The organism is Tenacibaculum sp., from assembly GCF_050290165.1.
Classification (GTDB): Bacteria; Bacteroidota; Bacteroidia; order Flavobacteriales; family Flavobacteriaceae; genus Polaribacter.
Genome location: NZ_JBNKHD010000004.1, coordinates 1 through 14,046 on the forward strand (window position 1 = coordinate 1; position 14,046 = coordinate 14,046).

At 32.9% G+C, this 14,046-nt stretch carries 15 protein-coding genes and 1 pseudogene; 6 read left to right on the forward strand and 10 right to left on the reverse strand.

Annotated elements, in window-relative coordinates:
- Together ACQY6M_RS05150 and ACQY6M_RS05155 are read left to right on the forward strand one after the other, a co-directional pair.
- Positions 1–496, forward strand: a pseudogene (locus ACQY6M_RS05150) (TonB-dependent receptor); the annotation flags it as partial.
- Between the two features lie 218 nt (positions 497–714).
- Positions 715–3,312, forward strand: a complete 2,598-nt coding sequence (locus tag ACQY6M_RS05155; protein WP_428741474.1) for a TonB-dependent receptor — start codon at positions 715–717, stop codon at positions 3,310–3,312.
- Positions 3,313–3,359: 47 nt separating this feature from the next.
- Here the strand turns inward: ACQY6M_RS05155 and ACQY6M_RS05160 are convergent, their stop codons facing one another.
- Entirely contained in the window at positions 3,360–4,127 is a 768-nt protein-coding gene (locus ACQY6M_RS05160) for a UDP-2,3-diacylglucosamine diphosphatase (RefSeq protein ID WP_428741473.1), read from the reverse strand.
- Between the two features lie 94 nt (positions 4,128–4,221).
- On the opposite strand from ACQY6M_RS05160, the gene ACQY6M_RS05165 reads away from it, so the two are divergent.
- Positions 4,222–4,668 (forward strand): nucleoside deaminase, encoded by a 447-nt coding sequence (locus ACQY6M_RS05165; RefSeq protein WP_428741472.1) that lies wholly within the window; start codon positions 4,222–4,224, stop codon positions 4,666–4,668.
- A gap of 86 nt (positions 4,669–4,754) precedes the next feature.
- On the opposite strand, the gene ACQY6M_RS05170 is transcribed toward ACQY6M_RS05165, so the two are convergent.
- Both ACQY6M_RS05170 and ACQY6M_RS05175 read right to left on the reverse strand, forming a co-directional pair.
- Positions 4,755–5,249 (reverse strand): methylated-DNA--[protein]-cysteine S-methyltransferase, encoded by a 495-nt coding sequence (locus tag ACQY6M_RS05170; protein WP_428741471.1) that lies wholly within the window; start codon positions 5,247–5,249, stop codon positions 4,755–4,757.
- Positions 5,242–6,006 carry a TatD family hydrolase gene (locus tag ACQY6M_RS05175; RefSeq protein ID WP_428741470.1) on the reverse strand — a complete coding sequence of 255 codons (765 nt, stop codon included), beginning with the start codon at positions 6,004–6,006 and terminating at the stop codon, positions 5,242–5,244. The genes ACQY6M_RS05170 and ACQY6M_RS05175 overlap by 8 nt, the downstream gene beginning before the upstream one ends.
- A 105-nt stretch (positions 6,007–6,111) precedes the next feature.
- Here ACQY6M_RS05175 and ACQY6M_RS05180 point away from each other — a divergent pair, with 105 nt between their 5' ends.
- On the forward strand, positions 6,112–6,591 hold the full coding sequence (locus ACQY6M_RS05180; RefSeq protein ID WP_428741469.1) for a retropepsin-like aspartic protease: 480 nt from the start codon (positions 6,112–6,114) through the stop codon (positions 6,589–6,591).
- Between the two features lie 136 nt (positions 6,592–6,727).
- Here the strand turns inward: ACQY6M_RS05180 and ACQY6M_RS05185 are convergent, their stop codons facing one another.
- Positions 6,728–7,915: a pyridoxal phosphate-dependent aminotransferase gene (locus ACQY6M_RS05185; RefSeq protein WP_428741468.1), complete on the reverse strand. Its 1,188-nt coding sequence runs from the start codon at positions 7,913–7,915 to the stop codon at positions 6,728–6,730.
- A 24-nt stretch (positions 7,916–7,939) separates the two neighbouring features.
- Positions 7,940–9,031: a fatty acid desaturase family protein gene (locus ACQY6M_RS05190; protein ID WP_428741467.1), complete on the reverse strand. Its 1,092-nt coding sequence runs from the start codon at positions 9,029–9,031 to the stop codon at positions 7,940–7,942.
- 145 nt (positions 9,032–9,176) lie between these two features.
- On the opposite strand from ACQY6M_RS05190, the gene rsmG reads away from it, so the two are divergent.
- Positions 9,177–9,806 carry a 16S rRNA (guanine(527)-N(7))-methyltransferase RsmG gene (rsmG, locus tag ACQY6M_RS05195; RefSeq protein WP_428741466.1) on the forward strand — a complete coding sequence of 210 codons (630 nt, stop codon included), beginning with the start codon at positions 9,177–9,179 and terminating at the stop codon, positions 9,804–9,806.
- Here the strand turns inward: rsmG and ACQY6M_RS05200 are convergent.
- The 4 genes from ACQY6M_RS05200 to ACQY6M_RS05215 form a co-directional block, all read right to left on the reverse strand.
- Positions 9,803–10,429, reverse strand: a complete 627-nt coding sequence (locus ACQY6M_RS05200) for a low molecular weight phosphatase family protein (RefSeq protein WP_428741465.1) — start codon at positions 10,427–10,429, stop codon at positions 9,803–9,805. The genes rsmG and ACQY6M_RS05200 overlap by 4 nt on opposite strands.
- A 1-nt stretch (position 10,430) precedes the next feature.
- Entirely contained in the window at positions 10,431–10,907 is a 477-nt protein-coding gene (locus tag ACQY6M_RS05205; RefSeq protein ID WP_428741464.1) for a DUF6428 family protein, read from the reverse strand.
- A 48-nt stretch (positions 10,908–10,955) separates the two neighbouring features.
- Positions 10,956–11,285 carry an ArsR/SmtB family transcription factor gene (locus ACQY6M_RS05210; protein ID WP_428741463.1) on the reverse strand — a complete coding sequence of 110 codons (330 nt, stop codon included), beginning with the start codon at positions 11,283–11,285 and terminating at the stop codon, positions 10,956–10,958.
- A 78-nt stretch (positions 11,286–11,363) separates the two neighbouring features.
- Positions 11,364–12,596, reverse strand: coding sequence for a DEAD/DEAH box helicase (locus ACQY6M_RS05215; protein ID WP_428741462.1), 1,233 nt, complete (start codon positions 12,594–12,596; stop codon positions 11,364–11,366).
- Positions 12,597–12,777: 181 nt separating this feature from the next.
- Here ACQY6M_RS05215 and ACQY6M_RS05220 point away from each other — a divergent pair, with 181 nt between their 5' ends.
- The gene (locus ACQY6M_RS05220; RefSeq protein ID WP_428741461.1) at positions 12,778–13,413 is read left to right on the forward strand and encodes a YceI family protein; all 636 of its coding nucleotides are present in this window, start codon (positions 12,778–12,780) and stop codon (positions 13,411–13,413) included.
- 81 nt (positions 13,414–13,494) lie between these two features.
- Here ACQY6M_RS05220 and ACQY6M_RS05225 read toward each other — a convergent pair whose 3' ends face one another.
- A complete protein-coding gene (locus ACQY6M_RS05225; RefSeq protein WP_428741460.1) occupies positions 13,495–13,914 on the reverse strand; it encodes a hypothetical protein in 420 nt (139 codons plus the stop codon).
- Between the last annotated feature and the right edge of the window lie 132 nt (positions 13,915–14,046).

Consider the following 14,046-nt stretch of genomic DNA (forward strand, 5'->3'; position numbering starts at 1 on the left):
TATTGAGTTGGGTAGTGGTAAATTATCGGCCAGTTTAGCGGCGAACTATAATAAAACTACAATTGATGCAATTAATACACCAGAAGTTTTAGCGGATAATGGATATAATATCTTTGATAGACAAGAACAAGGATTGATAACGAACTCAAGACCAAAATCCAAATTTATACTAGGGTTGAATTATGATATTGAAAAATGGAATATTAGTTTAAATAATACTCGATTTGGAGAGGTTATAGTTACTGCTCCACAATCTGGAGGAGTTGATCAAGAATTGGATGCTAAAATTACAACCGATTTAGGATTGGTGTATAACTTGACGGATAAAATAGGGATAAACGCAAATGTTAATAATATTTTTGATGTATATCCAGACCCAACGGATCCAGCTACAAATACGGCACAAGCGGGAGCACGTTTCATATATTCTTCAGAAGTACAGCAATTAGGCCAACTAGGAACAAATTTTAGTATAGGACTAAATTATCAGTTTTAATAAATAGTATATCCATTTGTAGGCTATATAATAAATAAGCCTCACAACATTGAAAAAGGAGTTTTTCTTAACGATAGTTAAGGTTTTAACTTTTGATATTTCAATGTTGCGAGGCTTATTTTGATTTATTTATTGTTTAAAGTTCTAAATATTTACTATGTTTATAAAAAATTAACTTTTTTAACATTTATGTATTAACAAAACTTAGTGATATGTGTATGAATCAAAAAAACAAAATTTTTGTTTTCATCTTATTGATGTCTTTTACATCAATGATTGGGCAAACAATTAAAGGTAAAGTAACAGACAAAAGTGGAGAGCCACTTTCCTTTGTTAATGTGCTAGAAAAAGAGACAGTTAATGGAGTAACTACAGATGAACAAGGAGAATTTGTCCTCAATGTGAAAAAGATGCCTACCACTTTAGTGTTTTCTTTTGTAGGTTTTACTACGGTAGAGAAAACATTATATAATGTTTCTTATATTACAATAACTTTGAATGAAGATAATGTTCTTGACGAGGTTGTGTTGACAGGAAACCGTTCTAAGCCGAGAACAATATTAGACTCTGCAGTTCCTATAGATAATGTTAGTGTGCGAGAGTTGCAAGCAACGGGTCAAACTAATATTGACCAAATGTTAACTTATACGGTTCCTTCTTACAATTCAAGTAATCAAACAATTTCTGATGCTACAGCTCATTTTGATCCAGCAGATTTACGTGGACTGGGGCCAAGTAGAACATTGGTTTTAGTAAATGGAAAACGTAAGAATCAAAGTGCTTTAGTGTATGTAAATGATACGCCAGGTAAAGGTGAGGTTGGAGTAGATATGAAAAGTATTCCGACAGCAGCTATTGAAAGAGTAGAGATTTTACGTGATGGAGCTTCGGCACAGTATGGTTCTGATGCAGTAGCGGGAGTGGTAAATATTATATTAAAGAAAAATATTGAATTTACGCAGGTAAATGTGAACTCAGGAGTGACAAAAGAAGGAGATGGATTTAATGTTGATGGTGATGTTAATCATACGTTTACTTTTGGTGAAGGAGGATTTGTAAATGCTACATTAGGTTTAAGTTATCAAGAAAAAACAAATAGAGCAGGTGAACCTGGAAAAGATGATTTATTTGGTGTAGATAACCAATGGACAAGAGATAATCCAGATTTAGGGATGACTATAGGTCAGCCAGAAATGAAAAAAGGTGATTTGTTTATAAATGGAGAATACCCATTAAATGAAAACACGAAGCTATATGCTTTTGGAGGATTCAATATAAGACAAGGTAAAAGTTTTGCTTTATATAGAACACCTTATTGGATTACTGATGATTTTGGATTATTAACTCCGCCAGGAGAAACTTACGATGGGTTTCAGCCAACCTTTGAAACGGATATTCAAGATATTTTATTCACAGGAGGAGGTAAGTTTAATTTAGGAGGTTTTAAAGCTGATTTAAGTGCTAGTTACGGTAGAAACTCTGTAGATTATACTATTGGTAACACTATTAATGTGAGTTTAGGAGCAAATAGCCCAACTTCTTTTGATGCTGGAGCATATGCATTTAGTAACATTATAGGTAATTTTGATGTAAGTCGTTCTTTTGGGGATGTAAGTATTGGGCTTGGAATTGAAGCTAGACAAGAGCGTTTTGAAGTTACGGAAGGTGAAGAGGCGTCGTATATTGACGGAGGTGCACAATCATTTCCGGGACTGCAACCTAGTAATGCTTTGAATGAAACAAGAACCAATGTAGGAGGTTATGGTACATTAGATTGGGATGTGTCAAAAGACTTTTTAATTGGAGGGGCAATCCGATATGAAAATTATTCAGACTTTGGAGATAACTTTTCTTGGAAAGTAAATTCAAGATATAAGATTGGAGAAGCAGGGGTATTACGTGCTTCATATAGTACTGGGTTTAGAGCACCATCCTTACATCAGGTATATTTAAGTAACGTACAAACATTAGTTTCTGGAGGAACAATTTCAAATCAAGGAACATTTAATAATGTAAGCCCAGTAATTCAAGCTTTAGGAGTAGATCCATTATTTGCTGAAACTTCAAAAAATATTTCTGCAGGTATAACAGTAAAAGCCTCTAATAATTTTACCATTTCGTTAGATTATTATAACGTTAAGGTAGAGGATAGAGTATTATTCTCTGGAGAAATTGGAGGAACTGATGATGATGGAAATCCTAACGCTACAGTTCAGCAAATCTTAGATGACTATGATGTGACAAGTATTAAGTTCTTTATTAATGCGGCAGATACTAAAACAGAAGGATTTGATTATACAATGCGTTATAAAAATATTGATTTTGCTGCTGGAAAATTAGGGTTGAATTTAGCATTAAATATCAATAGAACTAAATTAGAAGGAGAAGTTAAAACACCGACAAATTTAGCAAATTATAAGAATGCCATTTTTAATAGAAAAGAGCAGTCAAGAATTATTAGTGCAAGACCTAATACGAAGTTTTTATTTGGAGCTGATTATAAATACAAAAAGTTTACAGCTTATTTGAATAATACTTACTTTGGAGAAGTAACATGGCAACATGCTACAGACCCAGGTAAAGATCAAACATTTAGCGGAAAAGCAATTACAGATGTATCTTTAGGTTATGAGTTTTCTGATATGATTTCTTTCAATGCACAAATAAATAATTTATTTGATGTGTATCCAGATGAAATTGATACTAAGGGAGATGTTGTAACTGATTTAGGAGGACGTTTTAAATATCCTTGGGAAGTAAACCAGTTTGGATTTAATGGAATGACATTCAAAGCAGGATTAACCTTTAAGTTCTAAGCTTAATTATTTGATAATGAAAAAGCACCTTTTAAAAGGTGCTTTTTTTATGAATTATATTCCTTTAAAACTAATCTGTTATTATCAAATATAGCGTAAGTAAAATATTGAATCCAATCACCAGTATTCAAATAAGTACTATCCTCTTTAAGTTGAATTTCTAAAGGAAGGTGTCGATGTCCAAACACGAAATAATCGTAATGTTTTGTTTCTAATTTACGCTTACAGTACTGTACTAACCACTCATTGTCTTCTCCTAAAAACTTAGCATCTTCATCACCAGAAATTAATTTGTTCTTAACTGACATATACTGTCCTAATCGAACACCTAAATCTGGATGTAACCAACGAAATAGCCATTGAAATAAAGGAAAAGTAAATACCTTTTTCATACGTTTATACCCTTTGTCTCCTGGGCCTAATCCATCACCATGACCAATTAAAAACAGCTTGTTATTGATTTTGAATTCTTGAGGAGAGTGGTATACAGGAATGTTTAATTCCTTTTCAAAATAATCATGCATCCATAGGTCGTGATTTCCAACAAAAAAGTAAATAGGAATACCACTGTCTTTTATTTCTGCAAGCTTGCCTAAAACACGTACAAAGCCTTTGGGAACCACAGTTTTGTACTCGAACCAAAAGTCAAATAAATCGCCTAAAATAAAAATAGCTTCAGCATCTTTTTTTACTTCGTTTAACCATGTAACAAATTTTTGCTCACGAGGAAAACTAGCTTCAGAAGTAGGAGCTCCTAAATGTTGATCAGAAGCAAAATAAACTTTTTTATTATCAGAAGTGTTGATTGAAATCAAATCGTAAATTTTGGTAAAAATAAGTATTTTACTCAGAGTTAGCACAAACAAATTTTAGCTACATTTGTTTAAGGACTTACATGAATACACGTATATGAATCCGTTTGATGACACTTATTTTATGAAAAAAGCCTTACAGGAAGCCGAAATCGCTTTTGATAAAGGAGAGGTTCCTGTGGGAGCTGTAATTGTTTTTAATAATCAGATTATAGCTAGGGCACACAATTTAACGGAGTTATTAAACGATGTTACAGCACATGCCGAAATGCAAGCATTTACAGCTGCAGCAGATTTTTTAGGAGGAAAATATTTAAAGGATTGTACTATGTATGTAACCTTAGAGCCTTGTCAGATGTGTGCAGGAGCAAGCTATTGGACTCAAATAGGGAAAATAGTGTATGGAGCCAGTGAACCAAAGCTTGGTTTTAGTGTGTTAAAAACGAAATTACATCCAAAAACGAAAGTTGTATCTGGAGTTTTAGAAGAAGAATGTGGTTTTCTGTTGAAGAAATTTTTTATTGAAAAACGTAACTTAAATTAAGAGTAGTCATTGCGAGGAAGTAATGACGAAGTAATCTGTTTATAAAGATATTTACCCTAAAGTTTCGGAATTTGTATTGACGAAAATTAAAATAACGTTTGTTGTTTTGACCCACTTTCGTGTTCTAACAACCATTTTTTACGCCAAAGACCACCTGCATATCCAGTTAAAGAGCCATCAGAACCAATAACTCTGTGGCATGGAATTATTATCCAAATAGGATTTTTACCGTTAGCAGAGGCTACAGCGCGAATCGCTTTTGCATCTCCTAATTGTTTGGTTTGTTCCAAATATGTTCTAGTACTTCCGAAAGGAATGTTAAGTAATTCTTTCCAAACTGATTGTTGAAAGGTAGTTCCTTGTGGATTCAATTTTATATCAAACACTTTTCTTGTTCCAGTAAAATATTCCTCTAGTTGGGTAACACATTCTTGCAGGCAAGCAGGAACATTTCTTTGAGTACTGATTGGAGTTGAGGCATCTTCATCTAGTACGGAAATGGATTGGATTCCGTTTTCATCACCTTCAATTTTAGCAGTGCCGATAGGGGTTTTATAGTATGTGGTTTGTAAGTTAAACACCAAAAACTTCTTTAGAGTTCTGTGTTGTAATTTCAGAAATTTCTTGGAAAGTTAATCCATAAATATCTACTAACTTATCTACAACCTGAGTAATATAACTACTTTCATTACGCTTCCCTCTGTATGGTGTAGGTGCTAAGTAAGGAGAATCGGTTTCTAAGACAATGTGTTTAATGTCTATTTGATTTAAAAATTGGTCAATCTTTCCATTTTTAAAAGTGGCTACCCCTCCAATTCCTAATTTCATGTTGTATGAAATTGCTTTTTTGGCCTGCTCTAAGGTTCCTGTAAAGCAGTGAAAAATCCCGAATAAATCCTCTCCTTTTTCTGTTTCTAATACTTCAAAAATTTCATCAAAAGCATCACGGCAGTGAATAACAATTGGTAATTGTTTTTCTTTTGCCCATTGAATTTGTGTACGAAAAGCTTCTTGTTGTTGTGGTAAGAAAGTTTTATCCCAATATAAGTCGATACCAATTTCACCAATAGCATAAAAATCACGTTTGTCTAACCATTCTTTCACATGCGCTAATTCTTCTTGGTAGTTTTCTTTTACCGAAGTAGGGTGTAACCCCATCATTAAAAACACGTCGTTTGGGTAGTTTTTTTCTAAATCGAACATACGTTCAGTATAAGAACTATCAATCGCAGGAATAAAGAAACGAGAAACCCCAGCATCTTTTGCGCGTTGTATCATTTCGTTTCTGTCTTCATCAAACTGGCTTGAGTATAAATGGGTATGAGTATCGGTTATCATTTTTTGTTTTTATGTCATTGCGAGGAAGTAATGACGAAGCAATCTGTTTATAAAGATTACTTTACTTTGTTCGTAATGACGTATTTTTGTGCAAAAGTACAAGAAATGGCAAGTTTGAAAAAAGTATTACGGAAAAAGAAATACATCAAAATAAAACTCAAAAAAATGGTGACCAATCATTTGGAGTTAACTGCTGAAATCAATGGGGTAAAGGGAACCTTTATTCTGGATACAGGAGCGTCTAATTCGTGTGTTGGATTGGACTTAATTGAACGTTTTAAACTCATTTCTGAAGAGAGTGATGTAAAAGCGGCTGGAGCTGGAGCGACGGATATGGATACGCACAAGTCTGAAAACAATTCGCTAGTAATTGGGAAGTGGAGAAGTGATGAGTGTGATTTGGTATTGTTTGATTTAACGCATGTAAATACTGCTTTAAAACAACACAATGCACAAGAAGTAGATGGAATTATTGGTGCAGACATTTTAGAAGCTGGAAAAGCGTTTATAGACTACAACAAAAAAGCATTGTATTTAAGGAAACCTAAAAAGAAGAAAGTTAGAAAATTGAAAGTTCCTTTTTAATCGCAGGGCGATAGCCAAGGGTTTAAATGTCATAAGCTCGTCTTGAAATACTTGCAATAGGTAAACTGTTACGAACAAAAAAGACCTCACAGATTTCAAAAAGCTGTGAGGTCTTTTTTATAAAGGCTTTTTAATTTTAACTTAAAACTTCTTTAATTCTCTTGATAGCTTCTCGTAATTGTAACTCAGAAGCAGCATACGATAAGCGGACACAGTTTGGAGCGCCAAAAGCCTCACCTGTTACTGTAGCTACATTTGCTTCTTCTAACAATAACATAGAAAAATCGTTAGCATCTTTAATTTCTTTTCCACGGATAGTTTTTCCAAAGAAATCAGAAATGTCTGGGAAAATATAAAAGGCACCTTCAGGTACGTTTAATTTAAACCCGTCGATTTCACCTAATAATTGTAATACTAAATCTCTACGGTTTTTAAACTCATCTACCATGTACTGTACTTTTTCTGGCGATGCTTTTACAGCAGTAATTGCAGCACGTTGAGCGATACAATTGGTTCCTGAAGTAATTTGACCTTGCATTTTTGTACACGCTTTTGCAATCCATTCAGGAGCACCAATATAACCGATTCTCCATCCTGTCATAGCAAAAGCTTTCGCTAATCCATTAACGGTAATAGTACGGTCGTACATGCTTTCAATCGCAGCAAAACTAAATGGCTTTGTTCCGTAGTTGATGTGCTCGTAAATCTCGTCTGATAATATATATATGTTTGGATACTTCTCTAACACTTTAGCCAAAGCTCTGTATTCTTCTTCACTATAAATAGAACCACTTGGATTTGTTGGTGAGTTGAAGAAAATCATCTTTGTTTTTGGCGTAATTGCTGCTTCCAATTGCTCTGGAGTAATTTTAAAATCAGTATCAATAGAAGAAGGAATTTCCGTATAGGTTGCCTCGCATAAAGTAGCGATAGCAGAATAACTCACCCAATATGGCGCTGGTAATAATACTTCATCACCAGGGTTTAATAATACTTGTGCTACATTGGCAATAGATTGTTTTGCTCCTGTAGAAACTACTATTTGATTTGGGTTATAGGTTAAGTTATTGTCGCGTTTAAATTTTTCGCATATAGCCTCTTTTAACTCTACATACCCATCAACTGGAGTATAAGCGTTATAGTTTTGATTAATGGCTTCGATTGCAGCATTTTTAATAAAATCAGGAGTGTTAAAGTCTGGTTCTCCTAAACTTAAACTGATGATATCTCTACCTTCAGCTTTTAATTCTCTAGCTTTAGCTGCCATAGCTAATGTTTGAGATACAGGTAAACTGTTAATTCTGTTTGATAATGCGTTTGACATTGTGGTGTTATGTTGTATGTTGATTTATGCTAATTGAGGCTTTCTTCCTAGTTCAGCTAAATGTCTGAAATGTTCAATAACTGCTCTACGGGTTGTTTTGTATTCGTTGTAAGGAAGATTAAACTCCTTAGCAGTTTCTTTTACGATCTTAGCTAATTTATCGTAATGAATATGCGATATATGTGGGAAGATATGGTGTTCTACCTGATGATTCAATCCACCTGTGTAAAAGTTAATAAACCAGTTTCTAGGCGCAAAATTTGCAGTGGTATATAATTGGTGAATAGCCCAGGTATTTTTCATGTTTCCATCTTCGTCTGGTAAAGGAGTTTCTGTTTTTGGAACGATGTGTGCTAATTGGAAAACTACGCTTAAAATAATACCAGCAGTATAGTGCATTACAAAAAATCCGATTAAAACTTTCCACCATGCAACATTCATAATTGCAATTGGTAATACAATCCAAAGTACATAATAAATTACTTTTGAAACTACTAGTTTAGTCCATTCTTTAGCTGGATTAGGGAATTCACCATATGATAATTTACGTTTTAAGTAATTACGCATTTGTTTAAAATCGGTAGTAATAGCCCAGTTAATAGTTAATAATCCGTATAAGAAAATCGAATAATATTTTTGGAATTTATGAATCCATAACCATTGTGAGTGCTTAGAAAAGCGAATAATTCTACCCGCATCCATATCTTCATCATGATCTTGGATGTTGGTATAGGTGTGGTGTAACACATTGTGTTGTACTTTCCAGTTGTATACGTTTCCGGCTAAAATATAAATACTGCTACCAAAAAGCTTGTTTACCCATTTTTTACTCGAAAAAGATTCGTGGTTGGCATCGTGCATTACATTCATTCCAACTCCTGCCATTCCAACTCCCATTAATACGGTTAAGGCTAATTTTATCCATTGAGACATATCAACAGTTAAAATTAATATGAATGGAATAATAAAAGTAGCTAACATAATTATTGCTTTGGAATATAACTTCCAGTTACCTGTACGCTTAATGTCGTTTTCTTTAAAGTAGGTGTTAACTCTTTTATTAAGAGTTCTAAAAAACTTAGTTTTATCTATTCTTGAGAAGTTTACTGTCTTCATTTGTTGTTTGTTTGTGTCGCAAAAATAAACGTTTTTGCTTCATGGTTATTGCTATAGTCTAACTTTTTAACTAGATTAATATCTTTTACATAAAAATTAACAATACCAATTAGTTTTTTATTTTTGCAACGGAAAAAATCACTTCATGGAACTTATAAAAAAATACTTTGAGAATTTATCAGAAACGCAGTTAGAACAATTTTCTAAGTTGCAAGAATTATACCAAGATTGGAATTTAAAAATTAACGTGGTTTCTCGTAAAGATATTGATGAGCTGTATTTACGTCATGTGTTACATTCATTAGGAATTGCTAAAGTGATGGAGTTCCAACCTGGAGCAAAAGTTATGGATGTAGGTACTGGAGGAGGTTTTCCTGGAATACCTTTGGCAATCTTATTTCCTGAAACTCAATTTCATTTGGTAGATTCTATCGGAAAAAAGATTAAAGTGGTTAATGAAGTGGTTGAGGGCTTAGGATTACAAAATGTAAAAACGACTCACGGTCGCGTTGAAGAAGTAGATGAAATGTACGATTTTATTGTGAGTAGAGCAGTAGCGCAGATGGAAACATTTCACCGTTGGGTGAAAGATAAAGTGCAGAAGAAACAAAACCATGCACTCAAAAACGGAATTCTATATTTAAAAGGTGGTGACCTTACGGAAGAATTAGCTGATTTCCCTAAAGCCACCATTTATGATTTACCTAACTTTTTTGAAGAAGATTTCTTCGAAACCAAAAAAGTGGTGCACTTACCTATAAAATTTAAAGGTTAGTTTTTTATAGAAGCAAACACATACTGCATTTCTGAAGCTATTTCTAAACTACGCTCTAAGTATTTTTCTTTTTCTAAAGATGTTTCGTCGTATAGTTTAGGGTCTTCATAAGTAACAGGTATTCTTTTATCAGCACCAGCTATAAAAGGACACCCTTCATCAGCTTGTGAACAAGTCATGATAGCACAAAAGTTTGAAGTTGGATTAAAATCATCATCATACTTTTTAGAAAAACCTATAATAGAAGGCATATTTCCAGCATATTTTATTGCATAAATAGGGTTTGTTTCATTAGATAACTTTTGAATTTGAAATCCGTTATCAACTAAAGTAGTAACAACTGTTGAATTCATAGCAGTAGCTTCAGTTCCTCCAGAATAACTATATACATTTAGAACTTTATAATGATGTGCCATGGTTTGTGTCCATATTTGTGATAAATGACTCCGTCTTGAATTATGTGTACATATAAAATTCAGATTTATTACTTCTTTATTATTGAGTTTTTCTTGAATGTAATTGATAAGAGGTTGTAAAACTTCTTTGCGTTTCTCTGAAACAGTTGGTAAATTTGAAAGAGTTTGCTGTATTTCAGAAAATAGTGATGAGGTTAGTGTTTTCATATTAACAACATCCTGAGTTAGGTGTACAACAAGCTTCCGTTTGTTTTTGTAAATCTGACAATCGTACTCTTGGTTTTTCTGATGGAATTCCACAACTACTTTTTGCTAAGCAATCCGTTTGTTTGATGGTTAATAGGAAGTTTGTTCCGTCGAAATCCAATCCGTATTTACCAATGGTGCTTCCTTGGTATTCTACTTCGATTCTTAAATCAGGAGAAATGTGTAATACTCTTTCTGATAGTTCTATGATGTGGATTAATTTTTCAGGATGTAATCGATGGTCATAATCATCGGCATTCCATAATTGAAAGTTTACGACCTCTTCGTCTCTAATAGTACCTCCACAGTCAATAAAGTTTTTAGTGATTTTTCCTACTTCAGTTACGTGAAAGTGATTTGGGACTAAACTTCCATCAGGTAATTGAAAAGCGATGGTTTTTAAGGTGCTTAAATGTTGTTTGATTTCTGATAGTTTCATGGTATTTGTGTATATTGTAATATTACGATTAATATAGTTAAATTTTTTTTAGCAACAAGTTGAATTGTTTAAATTAAGATTTAAAAAAGAAGAAAGCAATCTTTTAATTTCTTCCCACTTTTCTAAGTTAATACAATAACAGACACTAGTTCCGTCAATAGTACCTTTGATAATGCCAAGTTTTTTAAGCTCTTTTAAATGTTGTGAAATAGTAGGTTGTGCCAAACCTATCTCGTTTACCAAATCACCACATACACAAGAATTCAATTTAAACAAGTGTTGCAAAATAGCAATACGGGCTGGATGCCCTAGTACTTTTGCAATACTTGCTAATTGGTTTTGTTCTTCAGTGAATATTTCAGATTTGGTTAATCCCATTGTTTAATTATTATATTGCAATATTACGATTAATAAATAAGAGCTACAACTTTTTTGCTTTATTTTTTAATAAAAGGTTTAATACCAGCGTTTTTTCTTCTTTTTAGAAGCTTCTGATTTTCTTCCTTTTTTGTGGTTGCTAACTGTATTGGGTTGCTTTTTAGGCTTAGGCTTAGCTAGGGGAAATGGATGATCTTCTATAATTTTTATAGTTCTATCCATAAATTCTTGAATCGCTTTGATGTAGGAAGTTTCATCGGCACTACACAATGAAAAAGCAATTCCAGATTTACCAGCTCTACCTGTTCTACCAATTCTGTGTACATACGTTTCAGGAATGTTAGGTAAATCAACATTAATTACAGCATCAACTTTGCTTACATCAATTCCACGAGCAGCAACATCTGTAGCAATTAAAATATTGGCTTTGTTGTTTTTGAAATCCTCTATAGCTTGATTTCGTAGATTCTGAGACTTGTCACCATGTACACTGGTTGCTTTGTATCCGTTTTTTTGAAGTGTTTTTTCCAATTTGTCAACCCCAAATTTGGTGCGACGGAAGATAATAATACGTCCATGTATAGTATTACGAAGCAAGTGTAAACATAAATCTACCTTGTTTTTTTTAGGTGTGTAATACAGCAATTGACCAATGTTAGTTGAGGTCGTTTCCGCAGGAGAAATATCTACCTTTTCAGGTTTGTATAACATCGATTTAGCCAAATCACTTACCTTATCGGGTATCGTTGCAGAAAAAAGTAAGGTTTGCTTTTTACGCGGACATAATTCTTCAATCTTTTGAACGTCTTCAATAAAGCCCATATCTAGCATTAAATCAGCTTCATCAAGCACCAATGTTTTTAGTTGACGGATATCAATACTGCCTTGCTTGTGTAAATCGATAAAACGACCTGGTGTAGCAATTAAAATATCGACACCTTTTTCTAAAACATCTTTTTGTGGCTGTGTGGCAACACCACCATAAATAACCGTAGTTCTTAAATTAGTGTATTTGCTATATGTTTTAAAGTTTTCTTGAATTTGAATCGCTAATTCTCGAGTAGGGCTTATAACCAGTACTTTTATCTTTTTGGCTCTTTTCTCAACATCAGCTTCTCTTGAAAGCTCATGAATGATAGGCAACGCAAAAGCAGCAGTTTTACCTGTACCTGTTTGTGCAGTTACAATTACATCTTTTTTATTAAGCACTAACGGAATTACTTCTTGTTGTACTGGAGTTGGTTTGTGGTGTCTTTCTTCAGTAAGTGCTTTTAAGATAGACTTGCTTAGTTGTAGGTCTGAAAACTGCATCAATATATTTTTTGCAAAGGTAGGCTAAAAGGAATGATGAAAAATTTATTTTATAGTATTTCAAAGGTCTAAATAAGTATAATAACCTTGTTAAAAGCACTTTTTGCACTTTTTTGACAATTGATTTGCACTTTTCACAGCAGGCTCTGATAATTTTGAGGAAACTTTAAAAATTTAAATTATGAATATCATAAAAAAGAGCATCTTATTAGGAGTTGTATTGTTAATAGTAGTTCTAATTAGTGGTTATGCTACAAAAACTTCAGTGCCTACAATAAAAGAAAAAGCGGAGACTGTAAAAACTGTAGAAAATAAGACAATCAATATGTTTGTAACACACGGACATTGTAGTACGCCGTTTGGAGGTATTGTAGACGATTTAAAAGTAGACATTCCTGTGCGAATAGATTCTGGAAATCCTTTAGAAAACATGCGTATTTCGTTTGAAGTTGATCCAAACTCATTTAAAGCGTGTAGAGGAGATAAGGCTGATTTAACCAAAAGAGTTAAAACCAAAGGAGTATTTATTAGCAATAACAACGAAAAAATAAGGTTTAGAACTACCAATGTTTTTGTGATGGGATTGGATTGGTACCAGATTAACGGAGTGATGTCTATTAAAGGAGTTGAAAGAGAGATGAAGTTTTTTGCAACAGGAATTAGAAACCCAAAAGATGTAATGGCTAATTCATTGGTACTACAAGGTCAGGTAAATTTATTTGATTGGGGTATTGATTATGATAAATTGGTAAACGGAAAATCATTAGATGTTCCTACAAAATGGTTGTATTTGAATATGAAAATTGAGTTGAGTTAGTCAGAGAAATTAAAAAAGCACAAGATATTTTAAAATGTCTTGTGCTTTTTTGTAAAAGTAATATCTAATTGAAAAGATTATCTATCTAATATATAGTTTGTTTTTTGATTCATCAGAACCATATTTTGATATAAAACTCTTCATTTTAGCTTTATCTATACTATCACCATTTATTACTTTTCCTTTGTACAACATTTTTAAAATCCCTTTTCTAGTTTTTCTGCTAATTTCTACTTCAGAATCAAAGTCAATAAATCTCACAATATAATAGCTATCATGATTTTGTTTGTTTTGAGGAGTAGGGTCAATATATTTCATGAAGATTATTTCATCACCGCTATTTAATCCATAAACTGACATGTTTCCGGATTCTTTTTCAACCTTGACATATTCTTTTCCATCTACAAGTGCAATTCCTTTTTTGATTTTCACTTTTTGAGCGAGCGAGACTTGAGTAAATGCAAATAGTGTAATAAGCCCCACTAAAATTTTTAATTTCATAGTGTTCAATTTTTAATTATTCATATTCATTTTTGTTAGAGCGAATCTATTAAAAATTGAAACTAAAATCAAAGAAGAAAAGGATATTATTTTTTCTCTTAAAAAATAGACTGTTCAGAAAGGGTGGTAAAT